Origin of the sequence: Clostridium perfringens (genome assembly GCF_016027375.1) — a bacterium.
Taxonomy (GTDB): Bacteria; Bacillota; Clostridia; order Clostridiales; family Clostridiaceae; genus Sarcina; species Sarcina perfringens.
The window spans coordinates 2,555,630-2,579,109 of sequence record NZ_CP065681.1 but is presented as its reverse complement, the minus strand read 5'-3'; the positions used below and the strand labels follow the sequence as shown (position 1 = coordinate 2,579,109).

Sequence of the window (23,480 nt, the reverse complement as noted above, 5' to 3'; positions counted from 1 at the left end):
TGGTGGTTTTTATTTTAAATTTATGTGAATATACATATTTTAAACATAATTAGAGTTTTAAAATATATTTATATAATCTTTTACTTAGAATTAAAAGTGATATATAATATTGTAAACGTAATTAATTTAAATAATATGGAAAAAAGAGAAAGGGTGAGTTAAATGAATAATTTTACTTTTTATAATCCTACTAAAATTAACTTTGGTAGAGGGGTTGAATCCTCTGTTGGAGAAGAAATTAAAAGCTTAGGAGCTAGTAAAGTACTTTTTCATTATGGTGGAGGAAGTATTAGAAAAAATGGGTTATATGATAGAATTTTAGATTCTTTAAATAAAGCAGGATTACATGTAATAGAACTTGGAGGAGTTAAGCCTAATCCTAGATTAAGTTTAGTTAAAAAGGGAATAGAACTTTGTAAAAATAGTAAAGTTGATTTTATACTTGCTGTTGGGGGAGGAAGTGTTATTGACTCAGCTAAAGCTATAGCTCTTGGTGTTCCTTATGATGGAGATGTATGGGATTTCTTTACTAAGAATATTAAAATAGAAAAAGCTTTACCATTAGGTACAGTATTAACAATACCAGCGGCAGGAAGTGAATCAAGCTCAGGAACTGTTATAACTAATGAAGATGGATGGTATAAGAGATCAACAGGATCACCACTTTTATATCCTAAATTTTCAATGTTAAATCCAGAGCTATGTGTTACTTTACCAGAATATCAAATAGCAGCTGGAAGTGCAGATATTTTAGCACATTTAATGGAAAGATATTTTACAAATACAAAGAATGTTGAACTTATAGATAGATTAATTGAGGGAACAATGAAAACAGTAATAAATAATGTTCCTAAGGTATTAAAAAATAAGGAAGACTATGATAGCTTTGCAGAGGTTATGTGGGCTGGAACAATAGCACATAATAATCTTTTAAGCACAGGAAGAGAAACAGATTGGGCATCACATAATATAGAGCATGAATTAAGTGGAATATATGATGTTACTCACGGAGCAGGATTAGCTGTTATATTCCCAGCTTGGATGAAGTTTGTTTATAAACATGATTTAGATAGATTCAATCAATTTGCTACTAGAGTATTTGATGTTCAAGTTGAAGATAAAACTAAGGAAGAGGTTGCCTTAGAAGGAATTAAGAAACTTGAAGAATTCTTCAAATCAATAAATCTTCCAGTAACTTTAAAAGAGTTAGAAATAGGTGAAGATAGATTAGAAGAAATGGCTAAAAAATGCACAGATAATGATGAGCATACAGTAGGTCATTTTGTAGAATTAAACACAGAGGACATCCTTGAAATATACAAATTAGCTTTATAGGATATTTTACCCTTAAGAAAATAAATAATAGCAAGTAGGAAAATAACTATATGTAAAATAGTATGGTATGTATCAAAATAACTTTTTAATAAAACTTTTAACTATGTTATGAGAATTAATAGATTATATTTTTTATAAGTTTTATTATTTAGTTTTGATACATATCCTTTTTTATTTTAAGTATTGTAAATGTTTAAATATTTTGCTAGTATCAGTTTATCTAAGCTTATAGAGAATACTCCAAGGTGTAATTATGGGAGATTCAAAGAGAGGAGGAGCTAAGTTTAAGCAGGGGATATACTTAGCGCAATATAATGTTAAATAGGGAACTGGCTCAAAATATAGTTAATAAAATGATGGAGGTTATTCCTTACAATGTAAACATAATGAATCATAAGGGAGTAATAATAGGTAGTGGTGATTCAAGTAGAATAGGAATGATACATAATGGTGCTTTAGAAGCCTTAAGGGTAAAAAAGGTGGTTGAAATATCTAAAGATGGGGACAAGGTGAAATCTGGAGTTAATTCACCTATATTTTTTAGAGAAAAAGCTATAGGGGTTATTGGTATAACAGGAAATCCTAAAAATGTTAGGCAATTTACACAGCTTGTAACTGTTACTGCTGAACTTTTAATAAATCAAGAATACACTTTGAATAAACATATAGTTAAAGAAAGATTGAAAGAGGAATTTATTTATGAATGGCTTTATTCAAAAGAGGCCTATGACTTAGAATTTATTCAAAGGGGAGCCAATGTAGGTATTGATATATCATTAGATAGAATAATACTTGTATTGGAGTTTCAGAAAGATCAATTTAAGGAAATAATTAAAAAAATAAAAAGGTTCATAAAAGAAGATGAGTACTATATAAATTTAACTTCAAATAGAATAGTTGTAATTTTGTTAGATAATAATTTGCTCTTTAAGAGGTTGAAAGAATTAAAGGAAATTATGAGTGACACAAATTCTAAGATAGGATTAAGCTCAAAACATAAAATTATATCAAAATCTATGAATGAGGCAGTGGAAGCAGTAGATATAGGAAGTAAATTATATAAAAATGAGTTCTTTTATGATTATAAAAAAGTAAAGGTTTTTAGTTACTTAGATAATTTTTTAGATGAAGAGGAATGGAAAATTATTAAAAACAAGATATTAGAGGAAAATATGGGAGAAGAATTATTAGAAACCTTTATATCTTATATGAAGCATAGTGGAGAGAGAAAAAAGACCGCAGAATCCTTACATATACATAGAAATACATTGAATTATAGACTAGAGAGAATTGAGGAAATAACAGGCTTAAGCTTTGATAATTATTTAGATTTATTTCAATTTTTGATTGCATATATAGTAAGTCAATTAAAATAAAAAAAGGTTTTCTTTGTGCGTTTGCATAAAGAAAACCTTTTTATTTTAGTGATATTAAATAATGATTTTGAATATGAAAACTTATACAATGAAAATCGTCAATATAAATAAGAATAAATGAGTTTAATAAGAAGGAGGAATTTATTGTGAATGTAACAGTTACAGCTTTAGGTGCAGTAATTGCATTAGTTATTGCAATCACTCTTATCATAAAAAAGGTTCATCCAGCATACGGACTTATATTAGGAGCTTTAATAGGTGGACTTGTTGGTGGAGCAGGACTAACAGGGACAGTTAATTTAATGATGGATGGAGCCAAAAATATGATGCCTTCTATCCTTAGAATACTTACAGCAGGGGTACTAGCTGGGGTTTTAATTGAATCAGGAGCGGCAGCCAAGATTGCAGAGACAATAGTTGAGAAGATTGGAGAATCAAGAGCTCTTATAGCCTTAGCAATAGCTACTATGGTTTTAACAATGGTTGGAGTTTTTGTAGACGTTTCAGTAATAACAGTATCTCCAATAGCTTTAGCAATAGCTCACAAATCAGGTTTAAGTAAACCAGCTATATTATTAGCTATGGTTGGTGGAGGTAAGGCAGGAAATATAATGTCTCCAAACCCAAATACCATTGCGGCAGCAGATAATTTAGGAGTTTCATTAACTAATGTTATGATAGCAGGTATAGTACCAGCTATATTTGGAGTTATAATTACATGTATATTAGCAAGTAGAATAAAACAAAAAGGTTCTTTAGTAGAATCTGATGAACATATGAAAGAGTTAACAGATATGCCTGGATTTTTACCAGCCATGGTTGGACCATTAGTAGCAATAATCTTATTAATGTTAAGACCAATAGCAGGCATTGCTATAGATCCATTAATAGCTTTACCAGTAGGTGGTATATGCGGAATACTAGCTATGGGAAAAATTAAGCATATTAACAAATATGCAACATATGGACTAGCTAAGATGAGTGGAGTAGCTATACTTTTAATAGGTACAGGTACTTTAGCAGGAATAATTGCTAACTCAGGATTAAAGGACGTTATTATAAGTGGAATAAATGCTTTAGGATTACCAAGCTTTATGTTAGCTCCAGTTTCAGGAATACTTATGTCAGCGGCAACTGCCTCTACTACTTCAGGAACAGCGGTGGCTACATCAGTATTTGGACCAACAATTGTTCAATTAGGAGTGGCACCACTTGCTACAGCAGCTATGATACATGCTGGGGCTACAGTTTTAGATCACTTACCTCATGGAAGCTTCTTTCACGCTACTGGTGGAAGTGTTTCAATGGATATGAAAGAGAGACTTAAACTTATACCATATGAATCTTTAGTTGGATTAACAATGACAATTGTATCAACTATAATATTTGGAATAATATTAAAATAGTTATTTAATAAATAAAGAAAATTTTTAGTAAGGTTTAATTTAAACTTAGTATGAAATTTATTAACTTTTAAGAATTATGATTTAAAATAGAGTTTTTAGTAAAAGCACAGTGGATTTTAAAATGAAAGGTTAAGATAAAATCTAGTAGGAGGAAATAAAGATGAAATTTGTATTAGCACCAGATTCATTCAAGGAAAGTATGACTTCAATGGAAGCCTGTAATGCTATGGAAAGAGGAATTAAAAAGGTCTTTAAAGATGCAGAATGCATAAAGGTTCCAATGGCTGACGGTGGAGAGGGAACTGTAGAAGCCTTAGTTCATGCTACCTTTGGAAGAATAGAAAGAGTAAATGTTACTGGACCTTTAGGAAATAAGGTGGAAGCTTTTTATGGAGTCTTAGGTAATGGAAAGACTGCTGTCATAGAAATGGCTAGTGCTTCAGGAATTCAACTTGTTAAGAGAGAAGAAAGAAATCCTTTAATAACAACAACTTTTGGAACTGGAGAGCTTATAAAGGCTGCATTAGATCAAGGAATAAAACATTTAGTTATAGGAATAGGTGGAAGTGCCACTAATGATGGAGGTTGTGGAATGCTTCAAGCCTTAGGTGGAAAACTTTTAGACAAGGATGGAAATCAAATAGCCTTTGGTGGAGGAGCATTAAAAGATATAGAAAGTATTGATTTAAGTTCTTTAGATGAAAGACTAAAGGAAGTATCAATAGAAGTAGCTTGTGATGTAACTAATCCATTAATAGGAGAAAAAGGAGCCTCAGCAGTATTTGGTCCTCAAAAGGGAGCAACTAAAGAGATTGTTAAAGAATTAGATAGTAATCTAGCTCATTACGCTTCAGTAATAAAAAAAGACCTAGGAAAAGAAGTTTCACACATAGAAGGTTCTGGTGCTGCTGGAGGATTAGGTGCCGCTTTATTACTATTAGGTGGAGAATTAAAAAGAGGTATAGAGCTTGTAATAAAACATACAGAGTTAGCTGAAAAGGTAAAGGGAGCAGACTTTGTATTTACTGGTGAAGGAAGTATAGATGATCAAACTATATATGGAAAAACACCAATGGGAGTTGCTACTGTGGCTAAGGAGAATGGAGTTTCTACAATTGCCTTTTCAGGAAAGGTTGGAGAGGGAATAGAAGGCCTTTATGAAATAGGTATAAAGAGTATATTTAGTATAATGACTGGAGTTTCAACTTTAGATGAAGCTTTAAAAGAAGGAAGTAGAAATTTAGAATTAACAACTGAAAATGTAGTTAGACTTTTAAAATAAAGTTTATAATTTTATAAAGTTATATTTATAAAGTCATAGAGTGAAGATAAAGAATTAAACAAAATTTAATACTTGCTTAAAGATAGATAGTTTAAGGTGAACATAAGCAATAAAAAATATATTGTTTGTGTTCACTTTTTTATTATAAAGAAAATTCTTTATAATTAAGATATTTTAAAATATATAAGTTAATAAAGGAGAAAACATAGTATTATGTTATTTTCTTTAATTTTAAGAATTTTAACTGTTTCCCTCTTTATGATATATGGAAAAATGTAGTATTATCCTATTTTCTTAGGATTTTAAAAATTAAAATTAGTAGAAAAAATGAATATATGGTATAACTATAAGAAGACTAATAAAGTTTTAAAAAAGGAGATAAAAACAATATATGAAATTTAATGAATTAAATTTAAGTGAGGATATTATTAAAGCACTTAATAATTTAGGATATAAAAATCCATCAGAGGTTCAGGAAGCTTCTATTCCAAAGTTATTAAAGGGTGAAGATATAATAGTTAAGTCTCAAACTGGTAGTGGTAAAACTGCAAGTTTTGGAATACCTCTTTGTGAAAAGATAAATATTGAAGAAAAAAAGGTTCAGTGTCTAGTTTTAACACCAACTAGAGAGTTAGCAATTCAAGTTAAAGATGAACTTTCTAATATAGGAAGAATAAAAAAGGTTAGATGTGCGGCTATATTTGGGAAACAACCTTTTAATGAGCAAATTAGAGAGCTTAAACAAAGAGTACATATAGTAGTAGGAACTCCAGGAAGAGTATTTGATCATATGGAAAGAGGAACTTTAGACTTAAGTGAAGTTAACTATGTAGTTATAGATGAAGCTGATAAAATGCTTTCAATGGGATTTATTGATCAAATAAAGGACATATTAGGAGAATTAAGATTAAACAAAACCACTGCATTATTTTCTGCTACATTTTCTAAAGAAATAGAGGAAATATGTGAAGAGTATATGAGAAATCCTATGCTTTTAGAGGTTAAATCAAAAGTATTCAATAGAGATAGAATAGAAGAAAGTGCAATTGAAATAGAGGAGAAAAATAAGGGTAAAGCTTTATGGAAATGCCTTTATGCTTATCATCCAGAGAGTGCTATAGTATTTTGTAATACAAGAAATAAGGTTAAGTCTGTTTACAAAATGCTTAAGGATGAGGGAATAACTTGTAATGAACTTCATGGAGATATGGAGCAAAAGAAGCGTATTGAGGTTATGGAAAACTTTAGAGATAAGCACTTTAAAGTATTAGTTTGTACTGATATAGCAGCTAGAGGAATTCATGTAGATAGTATAGAACTTGTTATAAACTATGAGGTTCCAATGGAAACAGAAAGCTATGTTCATAGAATAGGGAGAACTGGTAGAGCAGGAAGAGAAGGAAAGGCTATTACTTTTGTAAATCATTATGAGAAGAAATATTTAGAGAATGTTGAAGAATATATTGGCTATGAAATAAGAAAAGCAAGTCTTCCTTCTGATGAAGAAGTTAAAGCTGGAAGAAAAATATTTAAGGAAAGTCAAAAGGTTCAATTAAAAGAGAGTAAGAAACCTAAGAAAGAAGTTCATGGTGATATAGTTAAAATACATGTTAATGGCGGAAAGAAAAAGAAAATAAGAGCCTTTGACATTGTTGGATGTTTTAGTAATTTACCAGGTTTAACAGGAGAAGATATTGGAATAATAGATGTTCAAGATGGTTTTTCTTATGTTGATATATTAAATGGAAAAGGTGATAAAGTTTTAAAGAGCTTTAAGGAAGTTACTATAAAGGGTAAAAAAGTAAAAATACAAAAAGCAAGAAAATAAAATTATTATATACGATTTAAGATAAAATACATTTAAGTTATATGTTGTATTTAAAGTACATGTAAAAATAATAGTGACTTATAAGTTTTTACTTTGAAAATATTATGATTAATTTAATTATAAAAGTAGTTATAATGTTAAATTGTTTTGAAGTATATAATGACCATGTAATATGTGGTAAAATTAAAGTAAGATATAGTAAAATATATCTTACTTTTTTAAAAGGAAATTTTATTTTTGAGAGGTGGTCTGTATGAAGAAAAAGGTTGCTATCTCTATTACAACTTTAGTAATAATATTTTTAATATCTATAGTATATCTAGGGTTGTATCATAATGACTATGTTGGAGAAAATAAGTCATTAAACAAAGAAGTTATAAGTATTATAGAAGGTGAAGAGGATAAAAAGCTAGACTTAATTTCTTTAAATAAAAATATAGCTTTTGAATGGGATGAGGTTTATTTAATAGCTCCATACCAAGATGTAAGCGATTTTTTTAAAGAGATGAATGCTTATGCACCAGAAAAAACATACACCTCAGAAATAAATGATGTGTACATGCTAGCTTTTACTAAATATTCTGACAAGCTAGGGAAAAACAAACTAATAGAATATACTTATATACCAGGAACTTATATTGATTCTGAAAAATTAAAAGACATGGAAGTTATAAATGGAAATTATTATTATGCAAATGATAGTTTAGTTTAGATTTTAAAGCTCTAAGTTTAAAACTTAGGGCTTTTTTTAATTAAGAATTAATTTAAAAATAAAAATATTAATAAAATTGCTTTAATATTCATATATTGTTAAATTTAAACACATATTATAAGTTAGTACAGAATGCTATAATGTACATTGACTTTTATAAGAATATATTTTTAGTAAGGGGGCTAATTATGATTATAACTAGAGACAAAAGATTTTATAGGTTACTTTTTAGTATTGCTTTGCCAATAGCAGTACAAAATTTAATAACCTTTATGGTAAGTATGGTAGATACTTTGATGGTTGGAGCTTTGGGGGAAATTCAACTATCAGCAGTTTCTATAGCTAATAATTTATTTTTTGTACTTACAATTTTAATGTTTGGACTAGCTGGAGGATCTAATATTATGATTTCTCAGTATTGGGGAAAAGGAAATGTTAAAACAATTCATAAGATTTTGGCCATAATGTATAGGGTGTGTTTATTAATAACTGGTATTTTCATATTTATAGCATTATTTTTACCAAAATACTTTATGGGAATTTTCACAACTGATAAGGCTGTTATAGATTTTGGAGCAAGTTATTTAAGAATTGTGTGCATAGGATATTTGTTCTATTCCATAACAAACTGTACAATAATGATGCTTCGTTCAGTAAAAACTGTTAGCATATCAATTATAGTTTATACTGCTTCTTTAGTGGTAAATTCAATATTAAACTGGATTTTTATATTTGGAAATTTAGGTGCTCCCGAACTTGGAATAAGAGGAGCTGCCATAGCTACTGTCTGTGCTAGAATTACTGAGTTTTCAATAGTTTTAGTGTTTATGTTTATATATGAAAGAAAGATTGGTCTTAAGATAGAACATTTATTAAAGCTAGATAAAGAGATTTTAAAAGATTATGTTGGATTATGTACTCCTGTTTTATGTAATGAATTACTTTGGGCAATTGGAGCTTCTATGATATCTGTAATAGTTGGTAGAATGGGAACAGAGGTTGTGGCTGCTAATAGTATAAATGGAGTTGCTCATCAATTTGTAACAGTTTTTATATTTGGTATGTCTAATGCTACAGCAGTAATTATAGGAAATACCATAGGAGAAGGTAAAAAAGAAAAAGCAAAGGAATATGCCTATAGTATAGGGATTTTCAGTGTTGTCATGGGATGTATATCAGGACTTATGATTTTACTTATAAAGCCATTTGTGGTTAATTTCTATAATGTATCTTATTCAACAAAATTAATAGCTATGGAAATAATGACTGTAACTTCAGGAATAATAGTATTTCAATCTCTTGCAAGTAATTTTATGATGGGTGTACTTAGAGGTGGTGGAGATGCTAAGTTTGTCTTGATAAATGATCTTATTTTTATGTGGCTTGTTGCTATTCCAGGTGGATTTTTTGTAGCATTTGTTTTAGAACTTCCAGTTGCCTTAGTATTCTTAGTTATAAAATGTGATGAAATATTAAAATCTCTTACTAGTGTATATAGGGTAATTAGTGGAAAATGGGTAAATGATGTAACTAAGGATTATGAATTTAAGGAAGTAAAGTGTTAGTGGTTTTTAGGAAATAGTAAGCAGTTTTGGAAAGTTGTTTTAAGGATATATGAGTTATTAAAGTTAAATACTAATTAAGAACTTAATTTGAAAGGAGTGTTTAACTTTGTCTCATAAAAATAATAAAAACAGCAAAGATAACAAAAAGACTAGTCAAAAAACTAAAAAAGAAGTAGAGAAAATGAAAAATGAAACTGCTAATGAAATAGGATACTCTAAGGAATCAAGAAAACTTGGAAAAGATAAAACTAGAAATAACCCATATATGGGACCACAATAATTAAAAAATAATAAAATATTTTAATTTAAATTGTAGCTAATTTTAATAAGTTTAAAGTTAGCTATAAGCTTTAATTTTTGCTATTACTTTTAATTAAGTGGTAGTGATTAAAAATTTAGTTCTTATAAAAAAATCCTTAGTACTATGGATTAAAAATATTTTTTGTTTATTTTGGTTAATATTAGAATTAAATATTTAGTTATTTTTTGTAGGAACATCTAGTTTTTTGTAATAACATACATTTTTTTAACTTACTAAACATATTAATATAATAGTAAAGCACAACAAAAAGTAGTTTTATTGAATATATTATAGTGAAGGGGATTTTAAATTGTTTAGTAAAAAATTTAAAAAGCAAATGGCTTATGTTTTAGCAAGTACTTTTGTATTTGGATTAGTTAATCCAAGTGCAATTAAGGTAAGGGCATCAACTGGTGTTGAAATTACAGAAGGGGTTACTGTAACTGCAAAGGGAAATACAGAATGTAATACAGCTGATTTAGCCATAGATGGTGATTTATCTACTTATTGGGAATCTTCAAATGATTATAAATGGATAGAAGTTGACTTAGGTGGAATTTACGAATTATCAAAGATTGAAATATTTAATAAGGATGAAGCTGTGTATAAATATAATATATATGCTTCAGAAGATGGAGAAAACTTTAATAAAATAGCATATAAAAATAATGATAATGTATCAGATAGTAATGGTAATGTGCATACCATTGATAATGTAAGGGCAGGAAAGATTAGAATTGATGTAGTTCAAAATAGTAATAGTGATAGGGTGAATATAGCTGAAATAAATGTATTTGGTAAAAATACAGGAGAGAGTTTACCGGAAATTAAGAAAATTGCTACAAGTAATTTTAGTGAAACCCCTTGGGCTACTGAATATGAAAAGTTTAATAGTGATAGTGCCTATGCCAATGAAAAGACTTTAAATGAAATAAAGAATTTAGTTGGTAGAGTAATAGGAGAAGAATTTAAGGACAAGTTTATTTTTGAAATAAGAGATCAATTAAATGGAAATGATGTTTTTGAGGTTTCTGATTCAAGAGATGGAAAGGTTTTAATAAAAGGTAATAATGGTGTTTCCTTAGCATCAGGATTTAACTATTATTTAAAAAATTATTGTAATGTAAGTTACAATCCAATAATGGGATCTAATTTAAAAATGCCTGAAACGATGCCTTCTGTTGGGGAGAGAGTAGTTATAGATACTCCATATGAGCATAGATATGCACTAAACTTTTGTACCTATTCTTATACAATGTCTTTCTGGGATTGGGATCAATATGAAGAATTCCTAGATTGGTGTGCTATGAATGGGGTTAACTTAGTTTTAGATATAATTGGACAAGAAGAGGTTTTAAGAAGAACCTTAAATGAATTTGGATATAGTGATGAAGAGGTTAAAGAATTTATTTCAGGACCTGCATATTTTGCTTGGTTCTATATGCAAAATATGACAGGATTTGGAGGTCCACTTCCTAACGATTGGTTTGAGCAAAGAGCAGAGCTTGGAAGAAAAATGCATGATAGAATGCAAAGTTTTGGAATAAATCCTGTTCTTCAAGGATACTCAGGTATGGTTCCAAGAGACTTTAAGGAAAAAAATCCAGAAGCGCAAACTATTTCTCAAGGGGGATGGTGTGGCTTTGATAGACCAGATATGCTTAAAACATATGTAAATGAAGGGGAGGTAGATTATTTCCAAAAGGTTGCAGATGTTTTCTATGAAAAGCAAAAAGAAGTGTTTGGAGATGTAACTAACTTCTATGGAGTAGATCCATTCCATGAGGGAGGAAATACTGGTGATTTAGATAATGGAAAGATATATGAAATAATTCAAAATAAGATGATAGAGCATGATAATGATGCAGTTTGGGTTATACAAAACTGGCAAGGAAATCCTAGTAATAATAAGTTAGAAGGATTAACTAAAAAAGACCAAGCTATGGTATTAGATCTTTTCTCAGAGGTAAGTCCAGACTGGAATAGATTAGAGGAAAGGGATTTACCATGGATTTGGAATATGCTTCATAACTTTGGAGGAAGAATGGGAATGGATGCAGCACCAGAAAAACTTGCAACAGAAATTCCTAAAGCCTTAGCTAATTCAGAGCATATGGTTGGTATAGGTATTACACCAGAGGCTATAAATACAAATCCTTTAGCGTATGAACTTTTATTTGACATGGCTTGGACTAGAGATCAAATAAACTTTAGAACATGGACTGAAGATTATATTGAAAGAAGATATGGTAAGACTAATAAAGAGATTTTAGAGGCTTGGAATATTATATTAGACACTGCTTACAAAAAGAGAAATAATTATTACCAAGGTGCTGCTGAGTCTATTATAAATGCAAGACCAGGCTTTGGAATAAAAAGTGCTTCAACTTGGGGACATTCAAAAATAGTTTATGATAAGAGTGAATTTGAAAAAGCTATTGAAATATTTGCAAAGAACTATGATGAATTCAAAGATAGTGATGCATTCCTTTATGACTTTGCTGATATATTAAAACAATTATTAGCTAACTCAGCTCAAGAATATTATGAGGTTATGTGTAATGCTTATAATAATGGAAATGGAGAGAAATTTAAATTCGTTTCAGGAAAGTTTTTAGAACTTATAAAGCTTCAAGAGAGAGTATTATCAACTAGACCTGAATTCTTAATAGGAAATTGGATTGAAGATGCTAGAACTATGCTTAAGGACTCTGATGATTGGACTAAGGACTTATTTGAATTTAATGCTAGAGCTTTAGTAACAACTTGGGGTTCAAGAAATAATGCTGACGGTGGTGGTCTTAAAGATTATTCTAATAGACAATGGTCAGGACTAACTGAGGATTATTATTATGCTAGATGGGAAAAATGGATAAATGGATTACAAACTGAATTAGATGGAGGAGCTAAAGCCCCTAATATAGATTGGTTTAAGATGGAGTATGACTGGGTAAACAAGAAGAGTGATACAGATAAGCTTTATCCTACAGAAGCTTCTAATGAAAACTTAGGAGAACTTGCTAAGATAGCCATGGAAAGTTATTCAGTAACTAATATGGATAAAATATTAGGTGAAAATGAATCAGTTGAAAGAGTTAATATTGCTTTAGGAAAGCCTGTAAGTAGTGAAACTCATGGAGAAACTGAAGCTAATCCTTTAACTAATATTACAGATGGAAATACAGGAACTATGTGGGTTGCTGATAAAGAGGGATATCCTGCAAGTGTAACTGTAGATTTACAAGGGGTTAAAAGTGTAGATGGAATAGAATTTGCTTTTAGAAATCAGGCTGGTGATAGGGCTGTAGCATATAAAGTAGAAGTTATGGATGAAAGTGGACAGTGGAAAACAGTATCAGATAAATCTGAGGATTATTCTAGTAAGGGAGTCATTGAAAAGGTTGATTTTACTGGAAAGGCTCAAAAAGTTAAGGTTTCACTAAGTGGGGTGAATCTAGAATTAAGTCCATCATATAAAATACCAGAATTAGCAGAAATAATGGTATATGGAGGAAAAGAAAAGGAAGATGAGTATACTAACGTTGCTTTAGGAAAACCAGTTACTGGAGCAGAGGCTGAAAATGGAAAACCATTATCTAATATTACAGATGGAGATTTAAATTCTCTTTGGGTTAGTAATAATGGACAAACTCCAGCAACTACATCTATCGATTTAAAAGGAACAGAAAATGTTGAGTTCTTAGAGCTTCACTTTGAAAAGCCAGGACTTAGATTCCAATTTAAAGTAGAAGTAGAAGATGCAAATGGAAATAAAGAAACTGTATTAGATATGACTTCAAATAAAGAAGATAATGAAAAATCATATAAAATACCTGTAGGAAAAGAAATAAATAAAGTTCATGTTACTATGACAGGAAAAGCAGAAGGTGGACAACATCCAGGGGCTTGGGCAGCTATTGCAGAAGTAAAGGCCATGTCAAAAGAAAAACCAGCTAACTATGTAAATATAGCAGAGAATAAAAATGTAAGTGGTTCTAACTCTCAAAGTGGAAATCCTTTATCTAATATTACAGACGGAGATTTAAGTTCACTTTGGATAAGTGATAATGGAGCTATGCCAGCTAATGCCACAATTGACTTAGAAGGAAATAGTTTTGTAGATTTCTTAGAGCTTCATTTTGAAAAGGAAGGATTTAGATTCCAATTTAAAGTGGAAGTTGAAGATGAGAGTGGAAATAGAGAAACAGTATTGGATATGACTTCTAATACAGAGGATAATAAAAAGTCATATAATATTCCTGTAAAAAAAGAAATAAGTAAAATACATGCTACTATTATAGGAAAAGCTGATGGTGGACAATATCCTTTAGCGTGGGCAGCTATTGCAGAAATTAAAGCTATGAGCAAAGAGGCTATAAATAAAGTTGAGCAAGCTTCCATAGCATTACCACAAGGAAATATGAAAGCTACAGCAACATCAGAGCATCCTGATGTAGGAAATGAAGGCTTAGCTAAGTTTGCTATTGATGGAAAGGAAAATACTATATGGCATACAAAATATAATCCTGTAGAAGAGTTACCACAAAGTATTACTTTAGAACTTGGAGGAAGTTACGAAATTAATAAGTTTACTTACTTACCAAGAAGTGGTGCTAAAAATGGAAATATAACTAAATATGAGCTTCATGTAAGTGAGGATGGAAATGATTTTAGAAAAATATCTGAAGGAAATTGGGATGATAGTGGAAGTTTAAAAACATTAAAATTCAATAGTACAAAGGCAACTCATGTTAAACTTGTAGCTTTAGAAGGGGTTGGAGGATTTGCTTCAGCTGCTGAATTAAATGTATTTGCAATTCCAGAAAACCTAGCTATGAAAGATGAGACTAAGGTTGAGACGACTTCAAATAATTCTGAAGCAAATAATTTAAGAGATGGAAATGAAAATACTCTTTGGGTTCCAGGACAAGAAGAGGAAAAGTCTGTAACTTTTGATTTAAGTAAGGAAAAGGATATATCCGCAATAGATATAGTAAGCAAGGGAAATTCTCCATTAAAATACTCTATAGAGATTTCTAATGATGGAACAGAATGGACAAAGATAGTTGATGAGAACAACAATGAAGAGAATAAAGCTGTATATTCTAATATATTAAAGTCAGGCAAAATAGGAAGATTTGTAAGATTTAATTTTAATAGTGAGAATGTTAAAATTGGAGAAATCAAAATTTATAAAGGAGATTCTACTTCAAGTCTTGCTTCTTATATAAGAGTAGTTGAAGATATATATAATAGTGCAGTAGTTGGGGATATGGCTGGAAACTATACTGAAGAGGCTAAGGAATCCCTTGGAAATGCTATAGATGAGGCAAAATTAGCTTTAGGAAATGATATAAATTCAAAAGAGGCTAATGAAGTTATGAGCACTTTAAAATCAGCCTTAAATGAATTCTATAAGGGATTTGTTCAAATAAACAGAACTAAACTTGCAGCTTTAATAAGTGATGTTGATATTTTACTAAATGAAATATTACCAAGTCTTATGAATAGCATGAACTATAATGAAAAAGCTATAGTAAATGCAGAAATTCAAAAGCTAAAGTTAGAAAATAATGAGGCTAAAGAAGTTTACAATAAAAAGCAAGTTTCACAAAGTGAGATAGACACAGCTTATGAGGAGTTAAAAAATACATTAGATTCATACTATGATGCTGTAAGTGCTGAAACTGCATATAAATCAATTGTACTTTTAGCTAAGGAAAAAGTAGAAAATGCAGTAGTGGGAAATGGAAATGGACAATATTCTCAAGAATCTGTAGATGCTTTAAATGAAGCTATAAGAATTGCTGAGGAAGGTTTTGAAAGTTCTACAATCTTAGAAGAGATTAGAAATATAACAAAGACTTTAAAAGAAGCTATAGATACTTTCGTTGAATCAGTTAATGTAATTGATAAAGCACAATTAGAAGAGATAATATCTTCAATAGAAAGTAAATTAGAAAATGCAGAAGGAGTATATATTCCTAATGCTATAGAAGAACTTAAAAAAGCTTTAGATAAAGCTAAGGAAGTGTTAAACAATGAAGGTGCAAATGAAGAGGATATAAATAAGGCTATTTCTGATTTAACTGAAGCAGAAGCTAATTTTGAACTTTCAAAAGTTCCTAATAAAGACGAATTAAATTCTGAGATAGAAAGAGCATATGATGTTTTAGAAAAACTTAAAGGATTTGATCATCTTGAAGGAATAAAAATAAAGTTAGAAGATGCTATTTTAGAGGCTGAAAGAGTTAAAAATGATGAAAATTCATTAAAAGTAGATGTGGATAAAGTTTTAGGTGAATTAAAGATTGTAATAGAAGAAGCTTTAAAAGCTATTGATTCCTCAGAAGTTATAGTAAGCCCAGTTAGAGATTTTAAAGCAACTAATATTTCAAAGAAAAATGTAACTGTTCAGTGGAGCGCACCTGAAAATTCATTTGGATTAGAAGGATACGTACTATATAAAGATGGTAAAAAAGTAGCTGAATTAGGAAAAGATGAGACTACCTATAAGTTTAAAGGATTAAATAGACATACTATATATAACTTTAAAATTGCAGCAAAATATAATAATGGAGAGCTTTCTTCAAAAGAATCCATAACTTTAAGAACTGAAAGATAAAATAAAAATTAAATAATTATATTTTTTATATGAAAAGGAGCTGTATTAAAAAGCTAAGTACAATTAAGTTTAATTTATTTAACTATATTTATACAGCTTCTTTTGTTTTTTATTAGAATTTTATTTTTTAAGGGAGCATATATATAATAGGGGAGGTTTATTTAAACAGAAATTAATTATTTTAAAGATATAATAAAAAGAAAAAACTTGTTTAATAATAGATTTTTAGAAAAATAGGTTTAATTATAGGAGAGGATTTATGGGGTATATTATAATTTTATTAAGTCCAATTTTAGGATTAATTTTTTCAGAAATATATGTTTTTTTAACTTCATTTATGTCATGGATATCTGCAGATGGTTTTGTTACATCCACTAGTGTGATGTTTGCTATTTTAGGAATGATAATAGTGTTTAATGATAAGGAAAAACAAAATATAAATTAGTGCTAGAAATAATTATGATTAAATTAGGTTAGGGTTTATTTAAATTTTAATGACTAAATTAAGGGAGTGTATTAAAATAACTTTTAATACACTCCTATTTTTATTAAATATAGTTTCTTACCTTAACTATTTCATTATTCTTTTTATATATTCTAGGAACTCTATGGCTGATCATACAAAGTATTTCGTAGTTTATTGTTCCCATAATTTCAGCCATATCATTAGCATCAAATTTTAATCCATTTTCTTCACCTAAAAGAATTACCTCATCACCAATTTTAACATCTTCTATATGAGTTACATCAATCATACATTGATCCATACAAACTCTTCCTATAACATTAGCAAATTGCCCCTTTATTATAACTTTGGCTTTTCCACTAAGAAGTCTTGAGTATCCATCAGCATATCCTATTGGAAGAGTGGCAATTTTACTTTTCTTTTCAGTTTTATAAGTTCTTCCGTAGCTTACATACATATCTTCATCTAACTCTTTAACAAAGGCTACATTAGTTTTTAATGTAAGTGCTGGTTTAAGTTTTAAGTTTTCTTTTTTTACTTCTTCAGATGGATAGTATCCATAAGAAATAATTCCACATCTAACTCCGTCTAAATAAGTTTCTGGTAAATCCATAATAGCCCCACTATTAGAAGCATGTTTTAAAGGAATGTGTATTCCATTGTCTTCTAAAGCTTTATTAAAAGCAGTTAATTTTGAAAATTGTTCATAAGTATAAGTTTTATCTTTTTCATCTGATGTTGAGAAGTGAGTAAATAGGCCTATTACCTCAACTCCAGGTAAAGAGCAGATTTCTAAAACTTTATTTAATCCCTCTTCATTTGGAAGGAAACCTATTCTACCCATTCCTGTATCTATTGCAATGTGTACTTTAGCTTTTTTGCCAAGCTTTAAGGCAAAGTCAGATAATTCCTTAGCATATTCCACATCATAAACTGTTTGTTCAATTTCATTATTGATTAAATTTTCAGCAAAATTTATAGGAGTATAACCTAAAATCATAATAGGTGCAGTTATTCCAGCATCCCTAAGTTCATCAGCCTCTGTGATTATAGCTACTGCCAATCTAGAAGCACCATTTTCTAAAAGAGTGGAAGCTATGTCTAAAGCTCCATGACCATAAGCATTAGCCTTAACAACGGCTATTATTTCCTTTTCACCAACTAGGTTTCTTATTTCTTTCATATTATTTGCTATTATATCTAAATCTATTTCAGCCCATACAGGTCTAACACATATATCCATTTAAAACACCTCAAATTAATTACAGCTTTTATTACTTTTATTTAATTAATTTCAACTTAAATCATTAAATTAATAAGTCGTAGCTAAATTATTATGCTCATATAAAGTATTACATATAAATCACCATATTTTTATTAAAAAACTTAACTACATATACTATTATAAGATATTGTATCATAAAGTGAAGAACCACCATAATTGTAATTTTTATATATAGTGGTTTCAATATTAAGAATATGTCATACTTTTTTATGAGTGAGTTCAATAATGTTATAATTAATATCTACAAATTAATAGGGATTTCTGTGGATATACAAATACTAGGTTGAAAAGGTATTTACTTAATTAAATTATTATTTTCTTTGGATCAATTAATATCTAGATATAAAGAATGAAAAAAAGTAGTGTAATATTAAAATTATAAGTTTAATGATAAAATTAAATATAGAAAGGTATAAGCGATTATTTATAGTCTTATTAATGAGTATCTATAAGGATAAAAATTAAGTTTCAATAGGTTATATGGTTTATCTGGAGGGGATAGAATGTTAGATAAAAGTATAGAATTTTTTAAAATAATTTTAAAGAGAGAAAAGGGAAAAGAATTAAAAGATGAAACTTTACCAGATGGTTTTAGATTTGTTAAGTTTAAAAAAGGTGATGAAAAAGCTTGGGCAGAAATAGAAAAATCTGTACTGGAATTTGAAAATGTTAAAGATGGAGAAGAATATTTTAAAAATAAATATTTACCTCATATAGATGAGTTAGAAAGAAGAACTATATTTATAGAAAATAATAATGGAGAAAAAATTGCTACATTTACAGCTTGGTGGAGATATACAGGGGAAAGAAGACATCCATTTATGGAGTGGGTTGCTGTGAAGCCTGAATATCAAGGAAAAGGATTAGGAAAAGCTCTTATCTCAGAAGGAGTTAAACTTATGATAGCTATTGAAGGAGATTGTGATATGTACATACCAACTCAGACTTGGAGTTATAAAGCAATTAGGCTATATAGATGGGCAGGGTTTGAATTTGAAACTGAAGAAAAGTTTCCAGGTGGAATTAAAAATGAAACCCTAGAAGGTATTAAAGTAATAAAAAACTTAATATAATTATAAAATAAAGTTTAAAAAGAAACAGAGGATAGAACTCTGTTTCTTTTCTTATTTTATTGTAGGTAAGTATATTGTAAACTCAGTGAATTCATCAGTACTACTTACTTGAATTTTTCCATTATATGATTCTACTAACTCCTTTACTATAGCTAGTCCAAATCCATTATTACTTTCTTTATTTTCTTTTGTGGTAAATCCACTATCAAATATTTTATTTAATATTTTATCTGGAATTTCAGGACCATTATTTTGGATTTTTAACACAAAATAATTAAAACTATAATAAGTATTAATTTTTATTGAACCACTACCATCTAAAGCTTCAATAGAATTTCTTAATATATTAGAAACTATACGTTGAAAGTCTAATTCGTTTACATTGGTTTCTAATAAATCAGCATTTTCATCTATAAATACAGTAATATCTTTTAGATTAATAGTATTTACTATCATTGATATAATTGAAGTGTCATTAGATACAACAATATTATTAATAATATTATCATTACCATCAATTATGTTTTTTAATAATTCTCCTAATTTTTCATAGTTCCCCATAAGATGTAATCCATATAAATAAGAAATTTGAGAGCCATAATCATGTTTTAATTTTCTTAATGAGCTAATATTCTGTTCTAAATTTGAATTTAGTAGTTCAATTTCTTTCGATTTTTTCTCTATATTAGAAAAATATATTATTATAAATATTATAAATATGAATAATAAAGTTAATATTATTTCTGTAAATATAGGATTATCCTTTGCATTAATAATAGCATTAAATGAAGCTATAAAGTCTAGTACTATTGTAAAGAGTATTAAATAGATAATTGAGCTATTCCTAGACTTTATGGTTTTGTAAAGTGAGTATATACTTTTCTTTTTATATAAAACTAAAAAGGCAAGTATATACTGTGGAAAATACATTATAGTTATGAAAAATATATTACTTTTATTTATTAATGATATATTTTGGGATAAGATATTATATAGAAAAGATGAAATTATTAAGGTTATAACAATGAATGAATAAATCAAACTAAATCCAATAGCAGCAGCTAAAAAATCATCTTTATATATTAGACCTCCAATGATTAACATTACTAAATGAAGAATTAATGTTGCAACACTGGAATTTCCCATAAAAAAAGTTGTTAGTGATATCATTGTCCACAAAAGAAATATATAAAATAACATCTTTGACTTTGGTTTTTTGCAATCTTCTTTACTACATAAATTTATTGTGCTTATAAATAATACACATTGTAAAAAAGTGTTTATCGTATCAGCTAAAAATATAGTTTTATTCATTTTTATCTAGATTTTTTCATAGACTCAGGCATTTCTTCTAATCCTATAGTAGCAAAAGAAGTAGTTGAAGCGTTGATAGTTAATGTAGTTAATAATGCTAACATTGATAATATTGATTTTCTCATTTTAAGAATCCTCCCTTTTATACTTATTAAATAATAGTAATGTTTGTATTAATAAAGTCCACGTTATTGTTTGAGAAATCCATGAAATTTTGAAAAATATTAAGGTTATTAAAAAAAGAATACTTGAGTTTGTAACACTTAATATTTTATTTTTTTTAATTAAATGTTCTTTAGTCAATGGAAATCTACTATCTATTACTGGAGCTTTATTATAAATACTAAAAATACTAAACAAATTTAAAATAACAATGCTAAATAGATTTAGCTTGTTAAAAGTAACAAGCATGATTATACTTGTTGTAATAATTAATGTTGCAATAAAACATTTTAATTGGCTATCTTCATGATATCCACCAATAAATGGCTTTATAAAGCACATGCTAAGAATTACTATTAAGCTCTCTTTGAAATATCCAAGTATTCCAGCAATTAGAATTACAGAAATACATTTAATAAATTCAAAGGTCAATACAATTACAACATATTGAATTTGCTCTAATAATTCTTTATCCAAGTCAAGATCTTTTGCTAAATACTCTATAGCAGATTTTAAAAATTTTCTCATAAAGAATCTCTCTTATCTATTTTTTATAAACATTAAAATAAATGTAATATGCTTACATTATAATAAAAAAATAATTGATTTACATAAGATAATTCCTTTTTTAAAGGTATATTTACAATTTTTTCATAATGTAGCCAATATATATGTTTTATATTGTAATTTTATAAGGGATTATGTAATTTTTTAAGAAAACTTATTAATAACATTAATAAGTTATACTTATAAAGTTAATTAATTTTTATTAATTGGTATTTTTAGGAGAATATTTTTGTGTTACTATTATTGAAAGCAGAAAATTAAATTGAGGTTTGAAAAGTTAAATCAAATTACAATTTAGATTAAAAAATAGGGGGCTATAATTATGAAGGTGACTGAAAGATTAGAAAAATTAAGAAAAATTATGAAGTATAAAGGAATTGACTATTATATAATTCCTAGTGAAGATGCTCATCAAAGTGAATATGTATGCGAACATTACAGGGGTAGAGCATATATGTCAGGTTTTACAGGATCAGCAGGAACTTTACTTGTCGGTTTAGAAAATGCTATTTTGTGGACTGACGGTAGATATTTCATACAAGCTTTAGAGGAGTTAAAGGGTTCTGGAATTGAAATGTTTAAAATGAGAATTCCAGGATGGCCAAGCTTATTAGAATGGCTTAAAGAAAATGCAAAGGCAGGAGAAACTATTGCTTTTGATGGAAAGGTATTTTCAGTAGGAGAATATAAAGATTTTAAAAAATTAGAGAAAGAAAATAATCTTAATATAAAAATAGATGAGGACCTTTTAGATGAGGTTTGGAAAGAGAGACCATCTCTTCCTAAGGAAAAGGCATTTTTACATGAAGTTAAGTACTGTGGAAAAAGTGCGAGAGAAAAATTAAGAGAAGTTAGAGAGGAAATGAAAAAACTAGGCGCTAATAATTATATTATAGCTTCTTTAGATGACATAGCTTGGCTTTATAATATTAGAGGAAATGATGTTAAATGCAATCCTGTAGTTTTAAGCTATGCCTTAGTTAAAGAAAATGAAGCATATCTTTATGTAGATAAATCAAAGTTCATTTCTAAAATGGATGAAGAAATTTTAAATGAAGGGGTTACTTTAAAATCATATGAGAAAATTGGAGAGGATATTAGTAATTTAGAAGGAAAGATTTTAATTGATCCAAATAAGATAAGTGCTTATTTATACGAGTGCATTAAGAATAAAAATAATATTGTGGAATTTGGAAACATAACAACTAAGTTTAAGGCTATTAAGAATGAAGTTGAATTAGATAACTTAAGAAAGTGTCAAGTTAGAGATGGAGTAGCCATGGTTAAGTTTATGAAATGGCTTAAGGATAACATTGGAAAGATAGAAATAAGTGAAATATCAGCTTCAGATAAGTTAGAAGAGCTTAGAAGTTTAGATAAGTTATTTAAAGGAATTAGTTTTGAAACCATAGCAGGGCATAAAGAACATGGTGCTATGATGCATTATTCAGCAACTCCAGAGAGTGATTACACTTTAGAACCAAGAGGATTTTTATTAATAGATTCAGGTGGACAATACCTAGATGGAACTACAGATATAACAAGAACTTTTGTTTTAGGAGAATTAACTGAGGAAGAGAGAAAAGATTATACTTTAGTTTTAAAAGGACATATAGGCCTTATGAGAGCTAAGTTCTTAAAGGGAGCTACTGGATCAGCCCTTGATATAAAAGCTAGAGAGCCATTATGGAATGAAGGAATTGATTATAAATGTGGAACAGGTCATGGAGTTGGATTTTTCTTAAATGTTCATGAAGGACCACAAAGCATAAGTCCAGTACCAAATAAGGTTGCCTTAGAGCCAGGAATGATCATAACTAATGAACCTGGAGTTTATAGAGAAGGAAAACATGGAATAAGAACAGAGAATACAATGGTAGTTGTTAAAGATACTTATTCAGAAGAGTTTGGAGAATTTTATAAGTTTGATACTATTTCACTTTGTCCAATAGATTTAGAAGGATTAGATATAAGTTTATTAAATGAAGAGGAAAAGGCTTGGCTAAGTAATTATCATAAAAAGGTTTATGATTTATTATCACCATATTTAGATGAAGAGGAAAAAGAATTCTTAAAGAATGAAACAAGGGAAATATAATTTAACATATGAATAGATTTATAAAAGAAGATGGAATAATTCTTCCACCTTCTTTTATATTTATATAGTTTACAAATTTTTATAG

At 28.6% G+C, this 23,480-nt stretch carries 16 protein-coding genes; 12 read left to right on the top strand and 4 right to left on the bottom strand.

From position 1 onward, the window contains the following. Window positions 1-162 precede the first annotated feature (162 nt). The 10 genes from I6G60_RS12160 (at window position 163) to I6G60_RS12115 (ending at window position 16,875) form a co-directional block, all read left to right on the top strand. Window positions 163-1,335, top strand: coding sequence for an iron-containing alcohol dehydrogenase (locus I6G60_RS12160; protein ID WP_003449272.1), 1,173 nt, complete (start codon window positions 163-165; stop codon window positions 1,333-1,335). A 314-nt stretch (window positions 1,336-1,649) separates the two neighbouring features. Further along, window positions 1,650-2,711 (top strand): CdaR family transcriptional regulator, encoded by a 1,062-nt coding sequence (locus I6G60_RS12155; RefSeq protein WP_003474311.1) that lies wholly within the window; start codon window positions 1,650-1,652, stop codon window positions 2,709-2,711. Window positions 2,712-2,857: 146 nt separating this feature from the next. After that, a complete protein-coding gene (locus I6G60_RS12150; RefSeq protein WP_197925399.1) occupies window positions 2,858-4,117 on the top strand; it encodes a GntP family permease in 1,260 nt (419 codons plus the stop codon). Window positions 4,118-4,277: 160 nt separating this feature from the next. Further along, window positions 4,278-5,399 carry a glycerate kinase gene (locus tag I6G60_RS12145; RefSeq protein WP_197925397.1) on the top strand — a complete coding sequence of 374 codons (1,122 nt, stop codon included), beginning with the start codon at window positions 4,278-4,280 and terminating at the stop codon, window positions 5,397-5,399. 391 nt (window positions 5,400-5,790) lie between these two features. Then, window positions 5,791-7,227 (top strand): DEAD/DEAH box helicase, encoded by a 1,437-nt coding sequence (locus I6G60_RS12140; protein WP_139933045.1) that lies wholly within the window; start codon window positions 5,791-5,793, stop codon window positions 7,225-7,227. 253 nt (window positions 7,228-7,480) lie between these two features. After that, window positions 7,481-7,939 carry a hypothetical protein gene (locus I6G60_RS12135; protein WP_111693860.1) on the top strand — a complete coding sequence of 153 codons (459 nt, stop codon included), beginning with the start codon at window positions 7,481-7,483 and terminating at the stop codon, window positions 7,937-7,939. Window positions 7,940-8,127: 188 nt separating this feature from the next. Continuing rightward, a complete protein-coding gene (locus I6G60_RS12130) occupies window positions 8,128-9,504 on the top strand; it encodes an MATE family efflux transporter (protein WP_011590405.1) in 1,377 nt (458 codons plus the stop codon). A gap of 106 nt (window positions 9,505-9,610) precedes the next feature. After that, the gene (locus tag I6G60_RS12125; protein WP_003454088.1) at window positions 9,611-9,784 is read left to right on the top strand and encodes a small, acid-soluble spore protein, alpha/beta type; all 174 of its coding nucleotides are present in this window, start codon (window positions 9,611-9,613) and stop codon (window positions 9,782-9,784) included. Window positions 9,785-10,115: 331 nt separating this feature from the next. Next, window positions 10,116-16,430: an alpha-N-acetylglucosaminidase TIM-barrel domain-containing protein gene (locus tag I6G60_RS12120; protein WP_197925396.1), complete on the top strand. Its 6,315-nt coding sequence runs from the start codon at window positions 10,116-10,118 to the stop codon at window positions 16,428-16,430. Between the two features lie 259 nt (window positions 16,431-16,689). Next, a complete protein-coding gene (locus I6G60_RS12115; protein WP_049039846.1) occupies window positions 16,690-16,875 on the top strand; it encodes a hypothetical protein in 186 nt (61 codons plus the stop codon). Between the two features lie 103 nt (window positions 16,876-16,978). On the opposite strand, the gene alr is transcribed toward I6G60_RS12115, so the two are convergent. Next, window positions 16,979-18,139 (bottom strand): alanine racemase, encoded by a 1,161-nt coding sequence (gene alr / locus I6G60_RS12110; RefSeq protein WP_049039845.1) that lies wholly within the window; start codon window positions 18,137-18,139, stop codon window positions 16,979-16,981. Window positions 18,140-18,684: 545 nt separating this feature from the next. Here alr and I6G60_RS12105 point away from each other — a divergent pair. After that, window positions 18,685-19,254, top strand: a complete 570-nt coding sequence (locus I6G60_RS12105; RefSeq protein ID WP_197925394.1) for a GNAT family N-acetyltransferase — start codon at window positions 18,685-18,687, stop codon at window positions 19,252-19,254. 51 nt (window positions 19,255-19,305) lie between these two features. Here I6G60_RS12105 and I6G60_RS15340 read toward each other — a convergent pair whose 3' ends face one another. From I6G60_RS15340 to I6G60_RS12095, 3 genes are all read right to left on the bottom strand, one after another. Next, complete coding sequence (locus tag I6G60_RS15340) at window positions 19,306-20,400, bottom strand: sensor histidine kinase (protein ID WP_223932431.1); 1,095 nt, start codon at window positions 20,398-20,400, stop codon at window positions 19,306-19,308. A gap of 170 nt (window positions 20,401-20,570) precedes the next feature. Further along, on the bottom strand, window positions 20,571-20,693 hold the full coding sequence (locus I6G60_RS15410) for a hypothetical protein (protein ID WP_003453910.1): 123 nt from the start codon (window positions 20,691-20,693) through the stop codon (window positions 20,571-20,573). A 1-nt stretch (window position 20,694) separates the two neighbouring features. Continuing rightward, on the bottom strand, window positions 20,695-21,258 hold the full coding sequence (locus I6G60_RS12095; protein WP_003455702.1) for an accessory gene regulator AgrB: 564 nt from the start codon (window positions 21,256-21,258) through the stop codon (window positions 20,695-20,697). Window positions 21,259-21,619: 361 nt separating this feature from the next. Between I6G60_RS12095 and I6G60_RS12090 the strand changes: the two genes are divergently transcribed. Beyond that, entirely contained in the window at window positions 21,620-23,395 is a 1,776-nt protein-coding gene (locus I6G60_RS12090; RefSeq protein WP_110034945.1) for an aminopeptidase P family protein, read from the top strand. Window positions 23,396-23,480: the final 85 nt, after the last annotated feature.

Coding starts and splice junctions, on each gene's coding strand:
- I6G60_RS12115 (WP_049039846.1), top strand. CDS start 16,690: ATGGGGTATATTATAATTTTATTAAGTCCAATTTTAGGATTAATTTTT.
- I6G60_RS15340 (WP_223932431.1), bottom strand. CDS start 20,400: ATGGGAAATTCCAGTGTTGCAACATTAATTCTTCATTTAGTAATGTTA.
- I6G60_RS15410 (WP_003453910.1), bottom strand. CDS start 20,693: ATGAGAAAATCAATATTATCAATGTTAGCATTATTAACTACATTAACT.
- I6G60_RS12145 (WP_197925397.1), top strand. CDS start 4,278: ATGAAATTTGTATTAGCACCAGATTCATTCAAGGAAAGTATGACTTCA.
- I6G60_RS12090 (WP_110034945.1), top strand. CDS start 21,620: ATGAAGGTGACTGAAAGATTAGAAAAATTAAGAAAAATTATGAAGTAT.
- I6G60_RS12140 (WP_139933045.1), top strand. CDS start 5,791: ATGAAATTTAATGAATTAAATTTAAGTGAGGATATTATTAAAGCACTT.
- alr (WP_049039845.1), bottom strand. CDS start 18,139: ATGGATATATGTGTTAGACCTGTATGGGCTGAAATAGATTTAGATATA.
- I6G60_RS12160 (WP_003449272.1), top strand. CDS start 163: ATGAATAATTTTACTTTTTATAATCCTACTAAAATTAACTTTGGTAGA.
- I6G60_RS12095 (WP_003455702.1), bottom strand. CDS start 21,258: ATGAGAAAATTTTTAAAATCTGCTATAGAGTATTTAGCAAAAGATCTT.
- I6G60_RS12105 (WP_197925394.1), top strand. CDS start 18,685: ATGTTAGATAAAAGTATAGAATTTTTTAAAATAATTTTAAAGAGAGAA.
- I6G60_RS12135 (WP_111693860.1), top strand. CDS start 7,481: ATGAAGAAAAAGGTTGCTATCTCTATTACAACTTTAGTAATAATATTT.
- I6G60_RS12155 (WP_003474311.1), top strand. CDS start 1,650: ATGTTAAATAGGGAACTGGCTCAAAATATAGTTAATAAAATGATGGAG.
- I6G60_RS12130 (WP_011590405.1), top strand. CDS start 8,128: ATGATTATAACTAGAGACAAAAGATTTTATAGGTTACTTTTTAGTATT.